This is a genomic window from Acinetobacter sp. YH12241 (genome assembly GCF_013417535.1).
Taxonomy (GTDB): domain Bacteria; phylum Pseudomonadota; class Gammaproteobacteria; order Pseudomonadales; family Moraxellaceae; genus Acinetobacter.
In genome coordinates, this window is the sequence record NZ_VPDQ01000013.1 from 38,078 (window position 1) to 59,013 (window position 20,936).

Here is a 20,936-nt window from a genome sequence, read left to right on the forward strand (position 1 = left end):
TTAAAAATAATTTTATTAATATTCAATTATTTAAATTTTTAAAATTATACATTCGCACTCGACTAAAGCATAACTGCAAGACTTCCAAGAATTGCATATCTTTTTTAACAGGATATGAAAAATAAATATAGAACGGAGTTTTACAATGGTTAAGGCATACGATGAATTACCGCGCACCCCTGCCAATTTTGTAGCGCTGTCACCTTTACGCTATCTCGATCGCGCGGCTTATATCTACCCGAATCAAAATGCGATCATTCATGGTAAGCGTCGTATTACCTGGCGTGAAAAATACAATCGTTGCCGTCAGTTTGCCCACCAGCTCCAGAATTTAGGCATCGGTAAAAATGACACCGTTTCAGTTTTACTGCCAAACGTACCTGCGATGATCGAAGCACACTTTGCTGTGCCAATGGCGGGTGCGGTCCTGAATACCTTAAATACCCGTCTGGATGCCAAAACATTGGCGTTCATGCTGGAACATGCTGAGACCAAAGTACTGCTGGTCGATCCAGAATTTTCTGCAGTTGCAACAGAAGCTTTGGCTCTGGTTCCACAGCAAGACATTTATGTGATTGACGTGGCTGATGAGGAATTTGAGGGTGAAGATACCCGTATCGGCCAGATTGAATATGAAGACTGGCTGGCTCAAGGCGATGCCAATTTTGAATGGCATTTACCGGATGATGAATGGAATGCGATTAGCCTGAACTACACTTCTGGAACCACAGGTAACCCGAAAGGCGTGGTTTACCATCACCGTGGCGCCTATATTAATGCAGCCAGTAATATCATTGCCTGTGGCATGATGCCACGTGCCACTTACTTATGGACCTTACCGCTATTCCACTGTAATGGCTGGTGCTTTGCCTGGACCATGGCAGCCAATGGCGGTACGAACGTCTGTTTACGTAAAGTTGATCCGGAACTGATCTTTAAACTCATTGCTGAACATAAAGTGGATTATTTCTGCGGTGCGCCAATTGTACTATCGATGCTGATCAATACCCCTGAAGAGAAAAAGACCAAGTTTGATCATCGTGTCGAAGTGATGGTAGCCGGTGCTGCGCCTCCTGCTGCAATCATTGAGGGCATGCGCAATATCGGTATTAATGTGACTCATGTCTATGGTCTAACTGAGACCTACGGCCCTTCTGCGCTCTGTGCGTCTCAGGCAGGCTGGTCAGATCTGTCGATTCAGGAGCAGGCGCAATTGCATTCTCGTCAAGGTGTACCATATCCGCTGCAAGATGGCATGAAAGTACTTGATCCTGACACTATGCAGGAAGTGCCACATGATGGTCAGACCATGGGTGAAATCATGTTCCGTGGCAACATCGTCATGAAAGGTTATTTAAAGAATCCGGAAGCAACTGCAGAAGCCTTTGCCGGTGGCTGGTTCCATACTGGCGATCTGGCAGTATGCCAACCTGATGGTTATGCAAAAATCACTGACCGCTCTAAAGATGTGATTATTTCGGGAGGTGAAAACATTTCATCGCTGGAAGTGGAAGAAGTGCTCTATCAGCATCCTGCTATTCTCACGGCAGCCGTGGTGGCAAAACCAGATCCTCGCTGGCAGGAAGTGCCATGTGCCTTTGTCGAACTGAAAGTAGGACAAACTGCCACAGCAGAAGAGATTATCGAATTCTGCAAGCAACATCTGGCGCGTTTTAAAGTACCTAAAGATGTAGTGATTACCGAGATTCCAAAAACTTCAACCGGGAAATTGCAGAAATTTATCCTGCGTGACTGGGCCAAAGAACACTCAACGGGTGAATTTTCTTAATTTATTAAGACTGTAATATCTAGCTCCACTCCTGAATTTTATTTTTGATGGTGAAAAAGAAAAATTTGATGAGTGGGGTTTTTTTATATTCAGAATAAAGATAACTAATTTATTTAAGTGACTGAATTTAGAGTGCTGATTAAGGTACTTATTCTAGAAAATACCTTCCCAACTTGAAAAAAGAATGTGATCAATCAATGAGGTTCATATCCACATGCTTATTTTTAGGCAATAAAAAACCCCAAGATTTAATATGCTTGGGGTTCTTCAGAATTTTGGTCCCGAGGGTCGGACTCGAACCGACACGTCATCTCTGACAGCGGATTTTGAGTCCGCCGCGTCTACCAATTTCACCACCTCGGGAGTGGATGACGGCTATATTACTCTGTTTCAAAAACTTGTCAACGCAGAAAAAACACATTTGCCTAATTTTAAAACAATTCTTATTTTTTTGTTTTATAATCGAGCAATTCCCGCCATAAAAAAGAAAAAAGTTTATACTAGCCGCAGTTTTTTTATCGTAAATTGTCATGCAACTTTCTGATTTTAGTTTCGATCTCTCTGATGAGCTGATTGCTCGCTATCCTCTTGAACAACGTAGTGCTTCCCGCCTGTTACACCTTGATGCACATGGCCAATATCACGATCACCAGTTCACCGATATTCTGGATTTATTGAATGAAGGCGATTTGCTGGTTCTGAACGATACCAAAGTGATGAAAGCGCGCCTGAAAGGTAAACGTGCCTCTGGTGGTGCAGTTGAAGTACTGGTTGAGCGTATGATGGATCAGTTCATTGCGCATTGTCATATCAAGGCCAGCAACACACCTAAAGCCGGTGCAGAATTATTTATCGGTCCAGATGAAGTCAAAGTCACCGTTCAAGGCCGTCATGAAAATCTGTTTATTGTCGAGTTTTCTCAGCCGATTCTGGATGTGCTGGATCAATACGGTGCGCTACCAATTCCACCTTATTTCAACCGTGAAGCAGAAGAAATTGATACAGTACGTTATCAGACTGTTTTTAACGATCCGACAAAACTGGCCAGTGTGGCTGCACCAACCGCTTCCCTGCACTTCGATGAAGAGTTGCTGAAGAAACTGGAAGAAAAAGGCATTCAGAAAACCTTTGTGACCTTGCATGTCGGTGCAGGTACTTTCCTGCCAGTTCGTACCAATGATATCGAAAACCATATCATGCACAGCGAATGGTGTCAGGTATCGGATGAATCCATGGAATTGATCAAAGCCACCAAAGCACGTGGTAATAAAGTGATTGCTGTCGGTACGACCGCAACCCGTGCGACCGAAAGTGCGGCTCAGGCCAATGGTGGTGAACTGAAAGGCTGGACCGGTGATACTCAAATCTTCATCTATCCGGGTTATGAGTTCAAAGTGGTGGATCGTCTGATTACCAACTTCCATTTACCGGAATCTACCCTGCTCATGCTGGTTTCGGCTCTATCTAACCGCGAAAACATCCTGAATGCTTACAAGCACGCGGTTGAAAGCAAATACCGCTTCTTCAGTTATGGCGATGCCATGCTGATTGATCAAGCGCAATAATCAGCAGGAAACCTCCCCATGCCGATCGAGTCTGTGCAGCATTCCATTCATATTCGACGTAAGAAAAATGAAGTGGTGTTTCGCAATATCGCCCGGCTCTGGGATCTGGGTCGTCAGGCCAAAAGCTATCAGGAATTATTGGATGGCTTGCACCCCTGGAATGGCCCAATTAGCTTAAAATTTGAAAATAATTTACCGCTTGCTCTGGCCGGAATCGGACTCTTTCTGATTGGCTGCATCTTTGTAGCGCCTGCCAATATCTGGATGCAAAGCGGTGTTTTCTTTGGATGCCTATTGGTATTCTGGGCTTATATCAGCTATGAACATCGAAAGCCACTGGATGAAGTCATTCGTTATCTGGAAGATGAGGCGCTCGCCAAAAAATACCAGCTGGCTTTTCAGAGGCAGCCACAACATATTTCTATTCCACTGAATCCCCTACATTTTATTAGCCATTTAAAACGTCTGTTCCCGGTATTTAATCAGGGCTCTCTGAGTAATGAAATTTCACGCTATGCCAGCACCGTCTGGGAAGATGAAGATGGTCAACAACATCAGGTTCTAGTCTTTCAATATCATTATGTACATGAAGTTCAGGTACGCAATAAGGAAGGTCAACCGGTCAAACTGACCCAGGTACATAAAGACCTTTGGGGGGTATTTGTTTTTGATGTTCAGATTCAGGGGCTAGCCGTGACTACCTCCAGAAAGAAATTTCATTATCCTTATGCTTATCCCTGGCACAGCAGCGACATTCGCACCAACCAGAAGTTAAATTTCTTTGGCAGTGATCCGATGCAAATGGCCAAAATGCTCACGCCTGGTTTTGTACTTCGACTAGCGGACTTTTTTGAACAGCGTCAGGGCGATTTATTGTTTCACCCGGAAAGCCATATACTCTGCTATCTGGGACCACATGATTTATTTGAGGTATCCAGTAAACACGATAAAATTAGCGATATTTCCACATTGCGTGGCCATCTCAGAACGTTTAAATTAATAGAATTGGAAAAGTTACATACTGATCTGACGCAATTTTTAAAATAATTATTTTTTTCTGGGGACTACTTTTATGGGATTTTTTGTTTTTGTCATTATCCCGCTTCTGGTCATTATTGCCATTATCATGATTCGTAACAGCATTGTGCGTCATCATAACTCCACTATTCGTGCATGGTCCGATGTCGCCAGCTATGAGCGGCAAAAACTAAAAATCCTGGATGGTCTGCAACCTCTGGTTGAGCAATATTCCAGTTTTGAAAAAGGAACTTTAGAGAAAGTCACTGAACTGCGCCAGAACATTATGAGCCTGAATATTCAGGATGCCGATATTGCCCAGTTACAACGGGTTGAAAACCTGAATAAAGAACTGATGCGCAGCCTGAATGTGGTGATTGAAAACTACCCTGAACTGAAAGCCAATGATATTTACCTGAAAATGATGAATGAAATTGAAGAACAGAATGAAAATGTCGGTGCTGCGATTACCATTTACAACCGCAATGTTGAACTGTTCAATAACCAGATCCAGATTTTCCCGCACAATATTATCAATAACATGTTCCTTAGAAAGAAAGTCGTACGCCCTTTCCGTGACCAGACCGTGAGCCAAAACTTTGACTATCGTCCGAATTTCCACTGAGAAAAATCATTACATTTTATAGTTTTTGATTTGCAATACATTGGCCTATGATGAGATAGCGTGAGATAAAGCAATACACTTATAAAACCCAATAAAAAGAATAAAAAAATCATGCTGGATTATTTAGAACACTTGCAACAGATGCTGGTCAAGGAATTTTATCAGCTGTATGACCGTTATCAGGATGACCACATCTATGCCTGTAGCCTAGTCTTTGATGAATTTTTGCTGCTGGATGATCTGGCGATTTCCACAGAACGTAGCATTTTTCAAGACCCTGAAGATCCACAGCAATATCTGGCCGAACAGGATCGCTGGAATGTACGAAAATGGCGCTATAAAAGCCAAAGCTCTTCACAATCTGAACTCATGCCTTTTAAAACTTTGCTGGCAGAGTATTTTAAAACCCAGCATAGTTTTGGCCATCCTGTCTTAGCTCAACAAAAACAGCTTCCTGCTACTCACTTGGATTTATTGCTAGAAACTTTTAAACAAGCCAAACGCAAATTATCTGAAGCTTATGGTCTGGATCTAGATTCGATTATTTTTTTCCTCAGCGTTCCGACCCAACCTGAATGTGAATACCAATCTGCACTTGAACTCAATTCCGACAGTCGCTTATTGCAGGACTTTTTAGCTTTCAGACAGACCCTGTCTCAACCGAGAGTCAATAAACGTTTAAAACTCTCACAAAGTGATAAGGATATTCTGATTGATCTGGAACAAATGCTGGCTATGGAACCTTATGACTATTTGCAAGTGGCGCAGGATGCCTATTTACTGACGCTGGAATCCTATTTTATCGACAGCAATATCTATATCCAAAAATTGATCCAGCATATTGCTGCCATGGCGGCTGAACCTGATGGTAGCTGTGCCTTGAGCCGGGAAGAAATTATGCAGCGTTTACAGCAATTTTCTGCAAACTTATCTCTTTCACTTGATATTTCCTCTATTCATCGATAAATAAAATTACAGAGTGAATTCTCTACAATGCTGGCGTTTAAGGTCAGAATCAAGGAAAATAGCGCCCTTTAATTCGCATTAGTAATCAGCGAACTGTTTTTTCGCCTTGATTTGGAACTCTTATGAAGTTTGAAAAATTAGGTCAGTCGGGTCGTGCCCGTCGTGGTCGTTTAACGCTTGAACATGGCGTAGTAGAGACACCCGTCTTTATGCCAGTTGGTACTTATGGCACGGTTAAAGGCATGTTGCCACGTGATGTTGAAGGTATTAAAGCACAGATTATCCTCGGTAATACTTTCCACTTATACCTGCGTCCGGGCCTTGAAGTCATCAAGCAGCATGGTGGCCTGCACGGTTTCATGAAATGGGATAAACCGATTCTGACTGACTCAGGCGGCTTCCAAGTCTTCAGTCTGGGTGCAATGCGCAAGATTGAAGAAAAAGGCGTGACCTTCCGCTCCCCGATCGATGGTTCAAAAGTTTTCCTTTCACCTGAAATTTCGATGGAAATTCAGCATACGCTGAACTCCGATATCGTGATGATTTTTGATGAATGTACGCCTTATCCTGCAACCCATGAAGAAGCGCAAAAATCTTTGCAGCTGTCTTTACGCTGGGCTGAGCGCTGCAAGAAACATCATCATGATGAACTCAACAATAAAAATGCCCTGTTCGGGATTATTCAGGGTGGGATGTATGAAGACCTGCGCGATGAATCCTTAAAAGGCCTGCTTGAGATTGACTTCGACGGTTATGCGATTGGCGGTCTGTCTGTTGGTGAACCAAAAGAAGAAATGATCAAGGTGCTAGATTATCTTCCGAACAAAATGCCGGAAAATAAACCACGTTACCTGATGGGTGTCGGCAAACCGGAAGATATCGTTGAAGGCATCCGTCGCGGTGTAGACATGTTCGACTGCGTCATGCCAACCCGAAATGCACGTAACGGTCATTATTTCGTGACCGATGGTCTAGTGCGTATCCGTAATAGCCAATACCGTCATGATCAAAGCCCACTTGATCCACATTGCGATTGTTATACCTGTCAGAACTTTACCCGCGCTTATCTGTTCCATTTAGAGAAATGTGGAGAAATGCTGGGTTCTATGCTCGGTACCATCCATAACCTGCGTTATTACCAGCGTTTTACCGAAGATATCCGCAATGCGCTGGATAACGGAACTTTTGATGAATTTGTTCAGGACTTTTACGCTCGTCGTGGCCTGGAAGTTCCACCTTGTCCACAAGATTAATCTTTCAGCATTTGCGCTGAGGAAAAAGACAGGGTAAATTGCAAGAATATGTCAATTTATTATCAAGTTGATCACCAGTTTTTTATTTTAGGAAAATGAAATGAGCCTATTTATTTCGACTGCTCACGCTGCAGGTGAAGCTGCACAACAACCAAGCTTGATGGCTAACCTTTTGATGATTGCGGTTTTTGTTGCAATCTTCTATTTCTTGATCTGGCGCCCTCAATCAAAACGTGCCAAAGAGCACCGTGCTCTGGTTGACAGCCTTGGCGTAGGCAGCGAAGTCGTTTTTGCAGGCGGCTTAATGGGCAAAATCACTAAAATTGAAGGTGATTTCGCAGTCGTTGAGTTGAGCCGCGGTGTAGAAGTCAAAGTTCAACGCGCGAGTGTGATCTCAGTTCTGCCTGAAGGCACTTTAAATAACATTTAATCAAAATTAGTCGTGCTCCCCGCACGACTTTTTCATTTTAAGAAGAAAACGAATGCGTTACCCAGCATGGAAATATGTGCTGATCCTGGTTGTCCTGGTGGTCAGTACTTTATATGCCCTGCCAAGTTTGTATCCAGATGAACCTGCTGTACAGATTTCGGGTGCCAAAGCCGGTACTCAGATTGACGCAGGCATCGTACAAAAAGCAGAGCAGATTTTAACAACTGAAAATATTGCAACTCACGACAATAGCTTTAGTAATAACGCTGCTTTATTACGTGTAAATTCAAGTGAAGCACAGCTGAAAGCCAAAGAAGCTTTACGCCGTGGTTTAGGTGATGAATACGTCGTAGCACTTAACCTTGCTCCAACCACTCCAGAATGGCTACAGAAAATTGGTGCCAAACCAATGAAACTGGGTCTGGACTTACGTGGTGGTGTTCACTTCCTGCTCGAAGTGGATATGGACAAGGCGATTGCACAGCGCATGGACACCTCAGCAACTGACCTGCGTCGTCAGCTGCGTGATAACAACCTGAAATTCAATAGCCTGAATTTAAGCAATAACACCATTGTTGTGCAGTTTGCCAATAATGATGATCGTGCTGCCGTCATGGATTTCTTGCGCCGTAATGGCAATGAATTCAACCAGCAGGCAGTGGCGACTGAAACCGGTTCGACTTTACGCCTCAACTATACCGATACGCGTAAGCAGGAAATCGAATCTTATGCGGTGAACCAGAACTTAACTACTTTACGTAACCGTATTAACGAGTTAGGTGTGGCTGAAGCGCTGGTACAAACCCAAGGTAGCAACCGTATTGTGGTTGAACTTCCGGGTGTACAGGATACCGCAGAAGCAAAACGTGTCTTGGGTCGTACGGCGAACCTGGAATTCCGTCTGGTGTCTGATCTGAATGATCAATACATCGATCCTTATACTGGCCAATTAAGTGGTACAGCTCCAGCAGGAACTCAGGCATTTGCTTATGAATCTCTGGACAGTGGTCGTCAGTTATTGCTAAACCGTAACCGTATTTTGACCGGTGAACGTGTACAAAATGCATCTTCTGGCTTTAGTCAGGATACTGGTGGTGCTGAAGTTAATATTACTTTGGACAGCGCTGGCGGTAAATTGATGGCAGATGCCACACGTAATGCCGTAGGCAAACGTATGGCGGTACTGTTCATTGAGAACAAGCAAAAGATCAGCTACGTAGAAGACCCGGCAACAGGTGCACAAACTGAAGTGCGTACACCATATACCGAATCTGTGGTGATTAACGCTGCTACCATTCAGGCAGTATTGGGTTCTCAATTCCGTATTACCGGTCTGGACTCACCTCAGGAAGCTTCTGAGCTTGCCTTGATGCTACGTGCTGGTGCTCTGGCTGCGCCAATGTATTTCGTTGAAGAACGTGTGATTGGTCCAAGTCTGGGTCAAGAAAACATCGACAAAGGTGTACTTTCAACTCAGATCGGTTTCCTCTTAGTCGCAATCTGGATGGTGGTATTCTTCCGTCTGTTTGGTGTGATTGCCAACTTTGCACTGGTCTTTAACCTGGCGATGATTCTGACAGTGATGTCGTGGATTGGCGCTTCCCTCACCCTGCCGGGTATCGCGGGTATCGTGATTACCATCGGTATGGCGGTCGATGCCAACGTACTGATCTGTGAGCGGATACGGGAAGAAATGAAATGGGGCGCCTCGCCGAAACAGGCAATTGTGGCCGGTTATGATCGAGCCTATAACACCATTTTCGACTCGAACTTAACTACCTTCCTGGTCGCGTTCATTCTGTTCGCAATTGGTACTGGTCCAATCAAAGGCTTTGCTGTCACCCTGATGATTGGTATTGTCTGCTCGATGTTTACGGCGATTACCGTAACCCGTGCGATCGTACAGATCATCTATGGCAAAAAACGTAACTTGAAAAAGTTGAGCATTTAGGAGATCGATGATGACTGAAAATACTCAACTGAATCAGAAACAGTACGGTCGCCCTGAAGACGAACGTATCATTCCGTTTATGAAGATTGCATTGCCTGCGGCAGTGTTCTCTATCATCCTGACGGTTGCCAGCATCTTCTTTATTGCGACCAAAGGCTTGAACCTCGGTCTGGACTTTACTGGTGGTGTCTCAGCAGAGCTGAACTATACCAATCCGGTAAAACCTGATGATGTAACTCAGGCACTCAGCAAAGCTGGCTTTGATGATGCGGTCGTGCAAACGCTGGGCTCGGAACGTGACCTGATGGTACGTATGCCGGTTCAGGAAGATATTGAAGCAGAAGACCTTACCAAAGCCGTTACTGCAGCAGTTCAGCTGCCAGGCAATGCGGCTCAGGTACCTAAGGTCGATGTAGTCGGTGGACAGGTCGGTAACGAGCTGTATGTGCGTTCTGCGGGTGCAGTTGCTCTTGCCCTCTTGTTGATGCTGGTCTATGTCACCATCCGCTTTGAGTTCAAACTGGCGATGGGTGCTGTACTGTCATTGTTCCACGATATCGTGGTGACGATTGGTATTTTTGCCATGATGCAATGGCCATTTGACCTTACGGTTCTGGCTGCACTACTGGCGATCATCGGTTTCTCACTTAACGATAATATCGTGGTCTCTGACCGTATCCGTGAGAACTTCCGTAAGATCCGGGGTGCCGAACCTGTTGAAATTATCAATATTGCCTTGACTGAAACCTTACGCCGTACCATTCATACTTCTATGACTTTATTACTGGTTGTAGTGGCCATGATGATCATGGGCGGTGCTGGTCTGAAATGGTTCTCGATTGCGATGTTTGTGGGTGTCTTTGTCGGTACCTATTCTTCGATCTATATCGGTACAGCCTTTGCCCTGTGGCGCGGTCTGAATCGTCAGGACTTTATTGTTCAGGTGAAACCAGAATTTGAAGACGAAAATCAGCTTCCATAAGCGATCCGTTTTCGATTTCCCTATTCAGCCCATCTTATGATGGGCTGAATTATTTCTGGTCTAAAAAAATTGAATGCTGAGGCACTATGGCAATCACAGGATGGATTCTAGCTACATCAGATTTCTGGAAACTAACCTTGCGGCTTTCATCCAGACTTTGGATCTGATAGCTGTCCTGGTTTTCCGAAATCAGCTCCACAATGAGCTGCAGTCCATTAATTAAATAAAGACACACCAAGCCAGATGACTGTAATACGGCTTGCTCATCACAGACCAACCACCAGCCTGCTTTTAGGCTCGGAAAATAATACTGTCCTGTCACCTGAATGGCATAATGCTGAGGTTCCAATTTCAGCCAAGATACAAGATTTTCTGCCGAATCTATAAATTCTATTTTAAAGGCTTGCTGCTCAACAACCTGCATCTGGAACAAAGTTATTTTTACAGGACTAGATACCACTTCAATGACAGGTGCTTCAGCACGATCCAATATTAAACTTTCCAAGCCCAGTTGCTGCTCCAGCTCACGTGCAGCCTTCTCTCCAATCTGGCGCTTACTGTTCAATAGCTGGGTAATATAGGCTGCAGACAGACCAAAGTGCTCGCAAATCTCTTTGCCATTGTTAAACTGCTGGCTATCAATCAACTGATCGATTACTTTGGCCAGATTATTTCGTCTCAGTTCAAATATTTCCGTGGCACTCATGTTTATTATTTGCTCTTTTCCCTCTTCAGCACACCTTATAACAAAAAAGCCCGCAATTGAATTGCGGGCTTTTCTAATCATGCCTAAAAAGAATCAGTTACCTTGAACCAGACGGCGGGCACTGATAATTCCCGGCTGCTGTTCAAGACGGGCCAATAATTTGGAAAGTTGAGCCAAGCCTTTAACTTCGATCAACAGCTTCATATTGGCAATACCATCCGCTTCTGAAATGGTATTTACCTGACGGATATTGATCTGATCCGAGAAAATTACCTGAGTCAGGTCTTTGAGCAAACCACGACGGTCATAGGCTTCCACCACAATCTGCACGCTCTGACCGCGAGTCGGCTGCATTTCCCAGTCGGCTTCTACCGCACGTTCCGGTTCCTGCGAGATCATGCGTACATAATCCGGACAAGCCACCTTATGGATGCTTACACCGCGATTCAGCGTAATATAACCCGCAATCGATTCACCATGCACCGGCTGACAGCACTGGGCTACATGCAGTTCGACGTTATCCAGACCATCAATCAGAATACCATGTGCAGACAAAGTATGGCTGGCACGCGGATTCAAGGCTGGTTTCAGCACCAGTTCAGGCTCATCCTGATCCAGATGCATATGACGGTTCACCTGATTGATCAGGGCATGCAGGCTGATATCACCATTCACCAGACCAATCAGAATGTCTTCACCACTTTTCACATTGAAATGGTTGCAATAATCACCCAAGTCGATTGATTTCGGGTGAATTGCTAGACGTGCCAATTCTTTATTCAGAATTTCACGACCCACTTCCAGGTTCTTACTGCGATCCTGCTGACGGAACCAGTGACGTAACTTGTCACGGGCACGTGCAGTCTTGATATAACCCAGTGAATTAACCAACCAGTCCCGATTTGGTTCACGGTCTTTCTTGGTCAGAATCTCAACCTGTTCCCCGGTTTTCAAGGCATAGGTTAAAGGTACATAGCGCTGGTTGACCCGGGCTGCATAGCATTTGTTGCCGACTTCAGTATGTACATGATAGGCAAAGTCGAGTACGGTTGAACCTCGTGGTAACTCTTTAATATCACCATCACGGCTGAACACATAGATTTTTTCGAAGCCTTCAAAATCTTGAATATGCTCAAAATTTTCAACTTCCTCTTCTTCATCCTTATGTGCACTGGCTTCATTGCGTTCCTGATAATGCTCAATCACTGCACGCAGGGAGTGCAGACGATGATTAAAGGAAGTATCGGTATTTTTCGAACCTTCCTTATAGTTGAAGTGTGAGCATACGCCAAGTTCAGCCTCTTCATGCATCGTATAAGTACGAATCTGCACTTCAAGTGACTTGTTTTCCGCAATCACAGCTGTGTGTAAAGAGCGATAACCATTGGCCTTCGGATTGGTAATATAGTCATCAAACTGATGCGGAATATGTCGCCACAATTGATGTACGATCCCGAGCGTGTGATAACACTCAGGCACACTTTTCACCAATACACGCAGCGCACGGATGTCATACAGCTGGTCGAAGCTCAGGCTTTTGCTTTTCATTTTCCGATAGATCGAATAAATGTGCTTCACCCGGCCGTTAATTTCAGCTTCAATGCCGTGTTCTGCCAGCTCTTCACGCAATTTATCAATCACGAACTGAATATATTGTTCACGTTCCAGACGCTTTTCATTCAGCAAAGAGGCAATTTCTTTATAGCGTTCTGGCGCCAGATAGCGGAAGGCCAGATCTTCGAGTTCCCATTTCAACTGGGCAATCCCGAGACGATGCGCTAGAGGAGAATAAATGGTGAGAATTTCTCGTGCGACCCGTTCTTGCCGTTCACGTGAAGAATTGGCCAGTTCGCGCAGTGCATAGGTACGTTCTGCCAGCTTGATTAACACGACGCGGACATCTTCTGTCACTGAAATCAGCATCTTGTAAATGCCAGACAGATGTTCACGCTGGTTATTATTAAAGTGATCTTCCAGGCGTTTATTTTTTTCAATCAGCTCAGACAGCTTACCCATGGACAGCGTGCCTTTGACCAGACTGTAGACCTGTTCACCGAATTTTTCCTGCACTTCTGCCAGTGGCATGACGCCTTCACGTACTGCGCGGTAAAGCATGGCAGCGGACAAGGTATCTTCATCGACATAGAGATGCGCGAGAATATCCGCCATTTCAATACCGGTATAGAAGGTATTAGAGCGATGCTGAATCGTACTTTGTAGCTCTTTTTCTAAGGTTAAACGGGCAACTTCTTCGAGCTGCTTCAGGGGAGCCCCGTCTAATATGCCACGAACCCGATCTAACCATTCAGTCAGATCCTGCTGTGCTTGTTCGGCATGTTCTACAGTCGCCTCCTGTGACAACTCAGTGAGCCGCCCAGGCAGTTGCTCACGTACTGTGACCATACCCTTCTCCTACTTTTAGATACATCATCTCTTTGATCGTTTATTTAATTTTCTTTTTCGAACAAGGCAATCGACTCGACATGTCCGGTATGCGTAAACATATCCATCACACCGGCTTTCGTTAGCTGATAACCTTGTTGTACCAGTAGCCCTGCATCTCTTGCAAGCGTAGCAGGATTACATGACACATAAACGATTCTTTTGGCACCAAACTGAGGAATATAATGCATGACTTCTTCTGCTCCAGCACGTGGCGGGTCGATTAATAATGCATCAAATCCTTGATTTGCCCAAGACTGGTGCGAAAAATCTTTGGTTAAATCTTGTGAATAGAACGAAACTTGTGCAATACCATTATTGTTAGCATTTTCCGCACCGCGTTGCACCATTTCCTCACTTCCCTCAACCGCAACCACCTGACCAGACGCACCAACACAGCGCGCCAGTGGCAAAGAAAAGTTTCCTAATCCACAAAACAGATCCAGAACGCGTTCGCCCTGCTGTAATTGAAGCAAATCACATGCCAAGCGCACCATTTGCGGATTGATCGTTGAATTGACCTGAGTGAAGTCCAATGGATTAAAACCGAATTCCACATCAAAGTCATCAAGACCATAGTGTAAGCGTGCTGCCTGTTCAGGCTCATCAATCCGCTTCAAATAATCTTGGCCTGCAGGCTGCAAATAAAGCTGCCAACCTTTCTCTAACGTAAATTGGCGCAATCGGTTGACATCTGTTACCGATAATTCTGCGGTTTCACGAATGAGCAACGCAATGTCATGATCACCCATAGCCAATTCTATATGACCAATATCTGCCTGACCATCGAGACTTTGGAGCAATTGTTTAAGACGTGTAACCGATCCAAACTCGCGATCCAGAATCATGCAGCGGTCAATCGAGGTCAGCTTATTGGACTGGTTTTCACGAAAACCAACCACCAACTTTTCTTTTTGAGGCAGATAACGCACCCCAATCCGGGCTTTACGACGGTAATCTTCACGTTGTGAACGTAACGGTGGCAGCCATTCTACAGGCTGAATCCCGGCAAAATGCTGCAAATGTGATTTCAGAACATTCTGCTTAAGTTCAATTTGGGCATCTGGATGGATATGCTGCATATTGCAGCCGCCGCATACGCCAAAATGTGGACACACAGGTTTGACCCTGATCTCGGAAGCCTCACTGAGCAACTCAAGGCTATCCGCCTCTTCCAGTTTTTTGACTTCACGGGTAACGCGGGCACGAACGGTTTCACCCGGCAAGGCATAGCGGATAAAGACCTTCTTGCCATGCTTTTCAAGCGGATGATCCGGATGTGAACCATAGTGAGCGATGCCACGTCCTTCATGTGAGAGTGATTCAACCTGGAAAATATACTCGGATTGCGGTGCTGGACGTGGTTGTGCTCGACGTTTCATGAAAACCTAGGATGTGGAGATGGGAAAATCAAAACGGGTAAATTCAGTTCTTTGTGAGGTTTCACGCCAGACTGATAAAAAATCTGCATGTTGCGGCTGGGTATGCAGGTATTGAATCGTACTCTGCACCAGATGCTGATAATCAGGCAACATCAACTGGCCTTTTAGCAACAGCCAGCGAATATAGACCAACCAGGTATTGAGCACATCACCTTCGCAATAGCTGGTGAGTGCGTTCCATTGCTGGTTACGTACATATTCAGGTACATGATAGCCACCATCACCACGCTTGCCTGGATAACCCAGTAAATGAGCAACATCATCCAGTTTCTGAAAATGACGGGCATGAAACATGGCCATAACATCCATCAAATCAACATGACGCTGATGGTAACGATTCTGGTAGTTATTATAACGCTTTTGCGTATCGATTTCGCCCTGATCGAACAGACTTGGAGCAGATAAACCATGATACATGGCCCGATAAAGAATAACCGGCAGGTCAAATTGTGAGCCATTCCAACTGACTAGCGTCGGATGACGCTTTTCAAAAATGGATAAGAATTTTTTTAAAATCTCTGCTTCACTGTATTGTTCACGGCTGAAAGAAAACAGGCGCATACCCTGTTCATCCATCCATAAACCGGAAATACAGACAATCTCATGCAAAGGCAGACGCTGAAAGTCCGAGCCTGATTCCTGACGGCGTAACTTGGTCAGGGCCTGATCCAGATCAGCCTCGGGCAGATCCAGACCAAACAGATGCGCGCCTGATTTAAGATCGGTTTGAGTTTCAATATCGAAAGTTAAAACAGGCAGGCGCATAAAAGATTTCTCAAAAATTATTCAGGGTCTTGTACAGAGAATAAGCCTGTAGACAGGTAACGGTCACCACGGTCACAGATAATACATACAATTACTGCATCCGGATTTTCTTCTGCGAGCTTGATGGATGCCCAAACTGCACCGCCAGAAGATGTACCGGCACTGATACCTTCTTTTTGCGCCAGTTTACGCATGGTGCGTTCCGCTTCAATCTGTGGAATATCGATAATACGGTCGATACGGCTACGATCAAAAATCGTTGGCAAATATTCTTCTGGCCAGCGGCGGATACCGGCAATACTAGAACCATCAGATGGCTGTAGGCCCACAATCTGAATATCCGGATTCATTTCTTTCAGATATTTAGATACGCCCATGATCGTACCTGTAGTACCCATTGAGCTGACAAAGTGTGTAATTTTACCACCTGTTTGCTGCCAGATTTCAGGACCTGTGGTCAGGTAATGCGCTTCGACATTGTCCGGGTTACCAAACTGGTTTAACACCAGACCTTTACCTTCAGCCTGCATTTGCAAGGCCAGATCACGTGCACCTTCCATGCCCTGCTCTTTGGTCACTTCAATCAGTTCAGCACCATAAGCACGCATTGCGTCCTTACGTTCCTGACTCATGTTATTCGGCATAATCAGCTGCATCTTGTAACCACGCATGGCCGCAACCATCGCCAATGCAATCCCTGTATTTCCGCTGGTCGCCTCAATCAAGGTATCACCCGGTTTGATCTGTCCGCGCTTTTCCGCCTGCATGATCATGTTATACGCTGGACGGTCCTTGACCGAGCCTGCCGGATTATTTCCTTCGAGTTTTGCAAGTACTGTGGCTTGAGTGTGACTAGCCAGACGCTGCAAACGCACCAGTGGCGTTTTGCCTACATAATGGTCCAGTAAAAATTCGTCTGCTTGAAAATCAGGGGTGGTATTACTCATTATTTGCACCTATATCGAGGTGCGGCTATTGTATGAAAAAATGCATTTCCCTGCACCCATTTATAGCAGTGCTTTTGCATAAAACTGTATAGATCACGATCAGCACGGCCAATTCGCCCTGTTTTAGCTTGATAAAACTCCTCAATCGTGACAGTGACTTAGCTCACTTCTCCCCCTGAAAAGATTTGCTTAAACACACATAATGACTGTTCAGCGCAATGGTTCTTATTTTCTGCGTTAATCTGGAGCTTTAGAAAAATAATGCTGAAATTTTAACAGTAGATTTAAAGCATGCTAATATGCAAAGCATAAGGAAAATACTGCTTGAATCATGTCAAATATCAACAAAAAGCTGTTTAAACGCCTACACTTAAATCATGCTTATGGACAGCTGATTGCACTGATTTTTGTACCCATTACTATTCTGGCCTGTGTCGGCGCTGCTCTGGTCATCTCGGAAACTTCCAATGCCGCACGTGCCCAGCAAAAGCAGATGGCCATTGCGATTCTGACCCGTTTTCAGGCCACTTCTGAATATGCGCTGGACATTTTGAGCCTTTATCCATGGCAATATGAACAAGCTCATGACGCCATGCAAAATATGCTGAATGAAAAGCATCTGGTTCGTGCGGCTATTCTGGATGAAAATGGTAAAAGTAAACTCGGTATTGGGTTTCAGGAACAGGCGCCTTGGCCGGACTTTAAAAAAGACGGCAATTTTGTTGGCCCGATCTTAGATAAAAACAATCATATTTATGCAGTCAAAGTAAATGAAAATGGCATGAATGCAGGCTGGCTGGCGATCGAACTGGACAATCAGCCCTTAGAAATTGCCCGCTACCGGGTCCTGATCGTTTTGATTGCGACCGGCTTATTGACCTTATTGCTCTTGTTGTTATGTCTGAATTTCTATTCTCGTCGCTGGATTGCACCGATGTATGAAATTCGCATGCAGCTGCAACGCCTGAATGCCGACACCCTAGATCAGCATATGGTGATTAACAGTACCGGTGAATTGCGTCTTTTGCAGCGTGATATTGCCAATGTGGTGAAACGTCTGCATTTCAGTTTTCTGGAATTGCGCGAGCATACCGAACAGACTGAAGATGATTTGCGCCGTACTCTAGATACTTTAGAAGTTCAAAATATTACTTATCGTCAGGCACGTGATCAGGCGATTTCGGCCAACCAGGCCAAGTCGGTGTTTCTGGCCAATATTTCCCATGAATTACGCACACCCTTAAATAGTATTGATGGTTTTATTCACCTGCTGCTGCGTCAAGGCAATCTTAGCAATGAGCAAAGCCTGTATTTACAGACCATCCGCAAATCTTCTGCGCATCTGCTGGCCCTAATCAATGATGTACTGGATTTCTCCAAGATCGATGCCGGCAAACTGGAACTGGAAACCGCACCTTTTGATCTGGAAGAAGCCATTTTCGATGTGATGGACATGCTCTCACCACTGGCTGCACAGAAGCATATCGATATGGCGTTCTACTTTGCAGACAATGTGCCAAAACATGTGATTGGTGATGTACTACGCTTCAAGCAGATTCTGACCAACCTGATTTCCAATGCGATCAAGTTTACTCCAGATGGCGAAATCATTGTTCGGGCACGCATGGAGCATGATGATATCGGACAATGTCTGCTGCATTTTAGCGTTCAGGACAGCGGCATTGGCCTGAGCGGAACTGACCGTAAAAAACTGTTTGAATCCTTCTCGCAAGGCGACACCTCGGTCACCCGCCAATTCGGTGGTACAGGTCTAGGGCTGGCAATTTCTAAGCAACTGGTTCACCTGATGCATGGTCAGATCGGCTTTGAAGATAACCAGGAACGTGCACCAACAGAAAAAGGCTCAACCTTCTGGTTTACTGCCCAATTCCCGGTGGATGAAGATATTGTTCATGAACATCCGGACTTCAGTGATCTGACCGTTGTGTCTTATCTTGCCCATCCGGCAACAGCGAATGTTTTGAGACATTATCTGGAAAATTATCGCGTCAAACATATTGAGTCGACGTCCATTCTGGATCTGTTCAGTCGTCTGAACCATTTACAAAATATCGAGAATACCTGGCTGATTGTCGACCATAGTGGCGATAGCCAGGCTCTACTGACAGAGATTCGCTCTCGCTATCAGGGACATCTGGCTGTGTATGGTTATCAGATGCAGCTGGATCCGAACATGCTGAATGACCATCGTGCCCGTGCCCTGCATCAGCCCCTGAGTCGTAGTGCCCTGATTCAGCTACTCGGCAATCAACCCGTCTTCGATCAGGAACAGCATGAAGACTTTAATGGTCAGGGACTGCATATTCTGGCCGTTGATGACCATCTGCCGAACCTGATTGTTCTAGAAGCCTTACTGGCCGAACTGAATGTCACCACAACCAAAGCCATTAGCGGACAGGAAGCGATTGATATCATTCAGAGTCGTTATGAACAGGGCCTGCCATCTTTTGATCTGGTGTTTATGGATATCCAGATGCCAGTGATGTCCGGTATCGATACCACGCGTGCAATCCGTTCACTGGAATCAACTTTTGAAAATCATCAGCGTCTGCCGATTATTGCCCTGACGGCACATGCCCTTTCCGATGAGAAACAGAAACTGCTACAAAATGGTATGGATGATTATGTCACTAAGCCTATTCAGATTGATCAGATCGTGCAGATCCTGACACATTGGACGACTGAGAGTTTTAAAAAGATTCCGGTGCTGGAACGTGCCAATGTCATTGATGCGCTGGATCCGAATATTCTGGACTGGCAGCAAAGCCTGCAACTGGCGGCCAATAAAGAAGATCTGGCCGTCGATCTGCTCAGCATGCTGGTCGACAGTTTTGAAAAAGAGCTGGATGAAATTGAGCAATTAATTGAGCTGGAAGATTTTCCGCAGCTGGAACATGTTTTGCACCGTCTCTATGGGGCTACTCGTTATGTCGGCACACCGACTCTGCAAAAAGTTACCGGAAGTTTTGAGCAGTTTGTCTCGACCTTGCGTAAGGAACGCCGTAAGGCCGATGACAGTTTTGTTCAGGAAGTATTGAAATATCTGGATGAACTGAAAGCCGTAATTGAGCAGGTAGAACAGGCAGCCCAGCAAATCTTAAACAAGCATAGTGGTTAAATCATTGTTGTTTTAATCACTCATATCTGTATGACTGCGCTGTCATGCAAGCACAGATTGCTCATGCTATGCTCGCTTACAGAAAAATTAAGGATGAATACCATGTCACTTGTGCGCTTTGAAAAAAATAATGGAATTGCCACGGTTACTCTCAGCCGTCCAGACAAACGTAATGCTATGAGCTTTGCCCTGCTGCGTGAACTGGTGCAGATTGCGAACCGGATTAAAAAAGACAAGTCAGTGCGTTGTGTCATTTTAACCGGTGAAGCGCAGGTCTTTAGTGCCGGCATTGACTTGGCCGATTTAAATAATCCTAAAAATCGGGCCTATGCGGCTTGGGAACTGATCCGTCCTGGACAGAGCTTATTCCAGAAAGCTTTTCTGGTCTGGCAGGAACTGCCTGTCCCCGTCATTGCAGCCATTGAAGGTTTCTGCTTTGGTGCAGGTATGCAACTTGCGCTGGCTGCGGATATCCGGATCGCTCACCCTGCGACCAAAATGTCAATTATGGAAACTCGTTGGGGCCTAGTACCAGACATGGGATTAACGCGTTCACTCAAAGGTCTGATCGGGATTGATCTGGCCAAAGAGCTGACCTTAACCGCACGTATTTTTGAAGGTGCCTATGCCAAAGAAATTGGCCTGATCACCCATGTTGATGAACAGCCATTAGCAAAAGCACAAGCTTTGGCTGAAGAAATGTTACAACGCTCTCCAGATGCCTTGATGGCCTCTAAATTTGTGCTGGATGCGATGGAACACAAACCCAACAAGTCACTGCGTATGGAAAAAATCTGGCAGCTTAAACTGTTACTCGGTAAAAACAGTCAACTGGCACGCAAGAAGGATAAAAATCCGGACGTGCAGTTTGTACCACGCCAATATAATTAATTGTGACTGAAGCAAAATCAAAAGAT

Annotated in this window: 16 protein-coding genes and 1 tRNA gene; 11 read left to right on the forward strand and 6 right to left on the reverse strand. The window is 45.1% G+C overall.

Going from position 1 to position 20,936, the window contains the following annotated elements; all coding sequences use genetic code 11:
• Positions 1 to 145: 145 nt before the first annotated feature.
• Positions 146 to 1,789, forward strand: coding sequence for an acyl-CoA synthetase (locus FTV18_RS09445; protein ID WP_180017781.1), 1,644 nt, complete (start codon positions 146 to 148; stop codon positions 1,787 to 1,789).
• A gap of 276 nt (positions 1,790 to 2,065) precedes the next feature.
• Here the strand turns inward: FTV18_RS09445 and FTV18_RS09450 are convergent.
• A tRNA-Leu gene (locus FTV18_RS09450) sits at positions 2,066 to 2,152 on the reverse strand.
• Positions 2,153 to 2,319: 167 nt separating this feature from the next.
• On the opposite strand from FTV18_RS09450, the gene queA reads away from it, so the two are divergent.
• From queA to secF, 8 genes are all read left to right on the forward strand, one after another.
• On the forward strand, positions 2,320 to 3,354 hold the full coding sequence (queA, locus tag FTV18_RS09455) for a tRNA preQ1(34) S-adenosylmethionine ribosyltransferase-isomerase QueA (protein ID WP_180017779.1): 1,035 nt from the start codon (positions 2,320 to 2,322) through the stop codon (positions 3,352 to 3,354).
• 18 nt (positions 3,355 to 3,372) lie between these two features.
• Positions 3,373 to 4,401 (forward strand): hypothetical protein, encoded by a 1,029-nt coding sequence (locus FTV18_RS09460; RefSeq protein ID WP_180011728.1) that lies wholly within the window; start codon positions 3,373 to 3,375, stop codon positions 4,399 to 4,401.
• 25 nt (positions 4,402 to 4,426) lie between these two features.
• Entirely contained in the window at positions 4,427 to 4,996 is a 570-nt protein-coding gene (locus FTV18_RS09465; RefSeq protein WP_180017777.1) for a LemA family protein, read from the forward strand.
• A gap of 111 nt (positions 4,997 to 5,107) precedes the next feature.
• Positions 5,108 to 5,962: a DUF4303 domain-containing protein gene (locus FTV18_RS09470; protein ID WP_180017775.1), complete on the forward strand. Its 855-nt coding sequence runs from the start codon at positions 5,108 to 5,110 to the stop codon at positions 5,960 to 5,962.
• Positions 5,963 to 6,084: 122 nt separating this feature from the next.
• Positions 6,085 to 7,215 (forward strand): tRNA guanosine(34) transglycosylase Tgt, encoded by a 1,131-nt coding sequence (gene tgt / locus FTV18_RS09475; protein ID WP_004783611.1) that lies wholly within the window; start codon positions 6,085 to 6,087, stop codon positions 7,213 to 7,215.
• Between the two features lie 100 nt (positions 7,216 to 7,315).
• Positions 7,316 to 7,645: a preprotein translocase subunit YajC gene (gene yajC, locus FTV18_RS09480; protein ID WP_004783613.1), complete on the forward strand. Its 330-nt coding sequence runs from the start codon at positions 7,316 to 7,318 to the stop codon at positions 7,643 to 7,645.
• 52 nt (positions 7,646 to 7,697) lie between these two features.
• Positions 7,698 to 9,596: a protein translocase subunit SecD gene (secD, locus tag FTV18_RS09485; protein ID WP_180017773.1), complete on the forward strand. Its 1,899-nt coding sequence runs from the start codon at positions 7,698 to 7,700 to the stop codon at positions 9,594 to 9,596.
• Between the two features lie 7 nt (positions 9,597 to 9,603).
• Positions 9,604 to 10,578 carry a protein translocase subunit SecF gene (gene secF / locus FTV18_RS09490; RefSeq protein ID WP_171064806.1) on the forward strand — a complete coding sequence of 325 codons (975 nt, stop codon included), beginning with the start codon at positions 9,604 to 9,606 and terminating at the stop codon, positions 10,576 to 10,578.
• A 49-nt stretch (positions 10,579 to 10,627) separates the two neighbouring features.
• On the opposite strand, the gene FTV18_RS09495 is transcribed toward secF, so the two are convergent.
• From FTV18_RS09495 to cysM, 5 genes are all read right to left on the reverse strand, one after another.
• Positions 10,628 to 11,284, reverse strand: coding sequence for a hypothetical protein (locus tag FTV18_RS09495; RefSeq protein ID WP_180017771.1), 657 nt, complete (start codon positions 11,282 to 11,284; stop codon positions 10,628 to 10,630).
• Between the two features lie 93 nt (positions 11,285 to 11,377).
• Positions 11,378 to 13,687, reverse strand: coding sequence for a bifunctional (p)ppGpp synthetase/guanosine-3',5'-bis(diphosphate) 3'-pyrophosphohydrolase (locus FTV18_RS09500; protein WP_179992984.1), 2,310 nt, complete (start codon positions 13,685 to 13,687; stop codon positions 11,378 to 11,380).
• A gap of 44 nt (positions 13,688 to 13,731) precedes the next feature.
• Positions 13,732 to 15,108, reverse strand: a complete 1,377-nt coding sequence (gene rlmD / locus FTV18_RS09505) for a 23S rRNA (uracil(1939)-C(5))-methyltransferase RlmD (protein WP_180017769.1) — start codon at positions 15,106 to 15,108, stop codon at positions 13,732 to 13,734.
• Between the two features lie 6 nt (positions 15,109 to 15,114).
• Complete coding sequence (locus FTV18_RS09510; RefSeq protein WP_159123080.1) at positions 15,115 to 15,933, reverse strand: 3'-5' exonuclease; 819 nt, start codon at positions 15,931 to 15,933, stop codon at positions 15,115 to 15,117.
• A gap of 17 nt (positions 15,934 to 15,950) precedes the next feature.
• A complete protein-coding gene (cysM, locus tag FTV18_RS09515; protein ID WP_034702431.1) occupies positions 15,951 to 16,880 on the reverse strand; it encodes a cysteine synthase CysM in 930 nt (309 codons plus the stop codon).
• A 331-nt stretch (positions 16,881 to 17,211) separates the two neighbouring features.
• Here cysM and FTV18_RS09520 point away from each other — a divergent pair, with 331 nt between their 5' ends.
• The gene (locus tag FTV18_RS09520) at positions 17,212 to 20,019 is read left to right on the forward strand and encodes an ATP-binding protein (RefSeq protein WP_179992987.1); all 2,808 of its coding nucleotides are present in this window, start codon (positions 17,212 to 17,214) and stop codon (positions 20,017 to 20,019) included.
• Positions 20,020 to 20,121: 102 nt separating this feature from the next.
• Positions 20,122 to 20,910: a crotonase/enoyl-CoA hydratase family protein gene (locus FTV18_RS09525; protein ID WP_180017767.1), complete on the forward strand. Its 789-nt coding sequence runs from the start codon at positions 20,122 to 20,124 to the stop codon at positions 20,908 to 20,910.
• Positions 20,911 to 20,936: the final 26 nt, after the last annotated feature.

Coding starts and splice junctions, on each gene's coding strand:
- queA (WP_180017779.1), top strand. CDS start 2,320: ATGCAACTTTCTGATTTTAGTTTCGATCTCTCTGATGAGCTGATTGCT.
- FTV18_RS09520 (WP_179992987.1), top strand. CDS start 17,212: ATGTCAAATATCAACAAAAAGCTGTTTAAACGCCTACACTTAAATCAT.
- FTV18_RS09460 (WP_180011728.1), top strand. CDS start 3,373: ATGCCGATCGAGTCTGTGCAGCATTCCATTCATATTCGACGTAAGAAA.
- FTV18_RS09495 (WP_180017771.1), bottom strand. CDS start 11,284: ATGAGTGCCACGGAAATATTTGAACTGAGACGAAATAATCTGGCCAAA.
- secF (WP_171064806.1), top strand. CDS start 9,604: ATGATGACTGAAAATACTCAACTGAATCAGAAACAGTACGGTCGCCCT.
- secD (WP_180017773.1), top strand. CDS start 7,698: ATGCGTTACCCAGCATGGAAATATGTGCTGATCCTGGTTGTCCTGGTG.
- FTV18_RS09465 (WP_180017777.1), top strand. CDS start 4,427: ATGGGATTTTTTGTTTTTGTCATTATCCCGCTTCTGGTCATTATTGCC.
- rlmD (WP_180017769.1), bottom strand. CDS start 15,108: ATGAAACGTCGAGCACAACCACGTCCAGCACCGCAATCCGAGTATATT.
- FTV18_RS09445 (WP_180017781.1), top strand. CDS start 146: ATGGTTAAGGCATACGATGAATTACCGCGCACCCCTGCCAATTTTGTA.
- tgt (WP_004783611.1), top strand. CDS start 6,085: ATGAAGTTTGAAAAATTAGGTCAGTCGGGTCGTGCCCGTCGTGGTCGT.
- FTV18_RS09525 (WP_180017767.1), top strand. CDS start 20,122: ATGTCACTTGTGCGCTTTGAAAAAAATAATGGAATTGCCACGGTTACT.
- FTV18_RS09470 (WP_180017775.1), top strand. CDS start 5,108: ATGCTGGATTATTTAGAACACTTGCAACAGATGCTGGTCAAGGAATTT.
- FTV18_RS09510 (WP_159123080.1), bottom strand. CDS start 15,933: ATGCGCCTGCCTGTTTTAACTTTCGATATTGAAACTCAAACCGATCTT.
- yajC (WP_004783613.1), top strand. CDS start 7,316: ATGAGCCTATTTATTTCGACTGCTCACGCTGCAGGTGAAGCTGCACAA.
- cysM (WP_034702431.1), bottom strand. CDS start 16,880: ATGAGTAATACCACCCCTGATTTTCAAGCAGACGAATTTTTACTGGAC.
- FTV18_RS09500 (WP_179992984.1), bottom strand. CDS start 13,687: ATGGTCACAGTACGTGAGCAACTGCCTGGGCGGCTCACTGAGTTGTCA.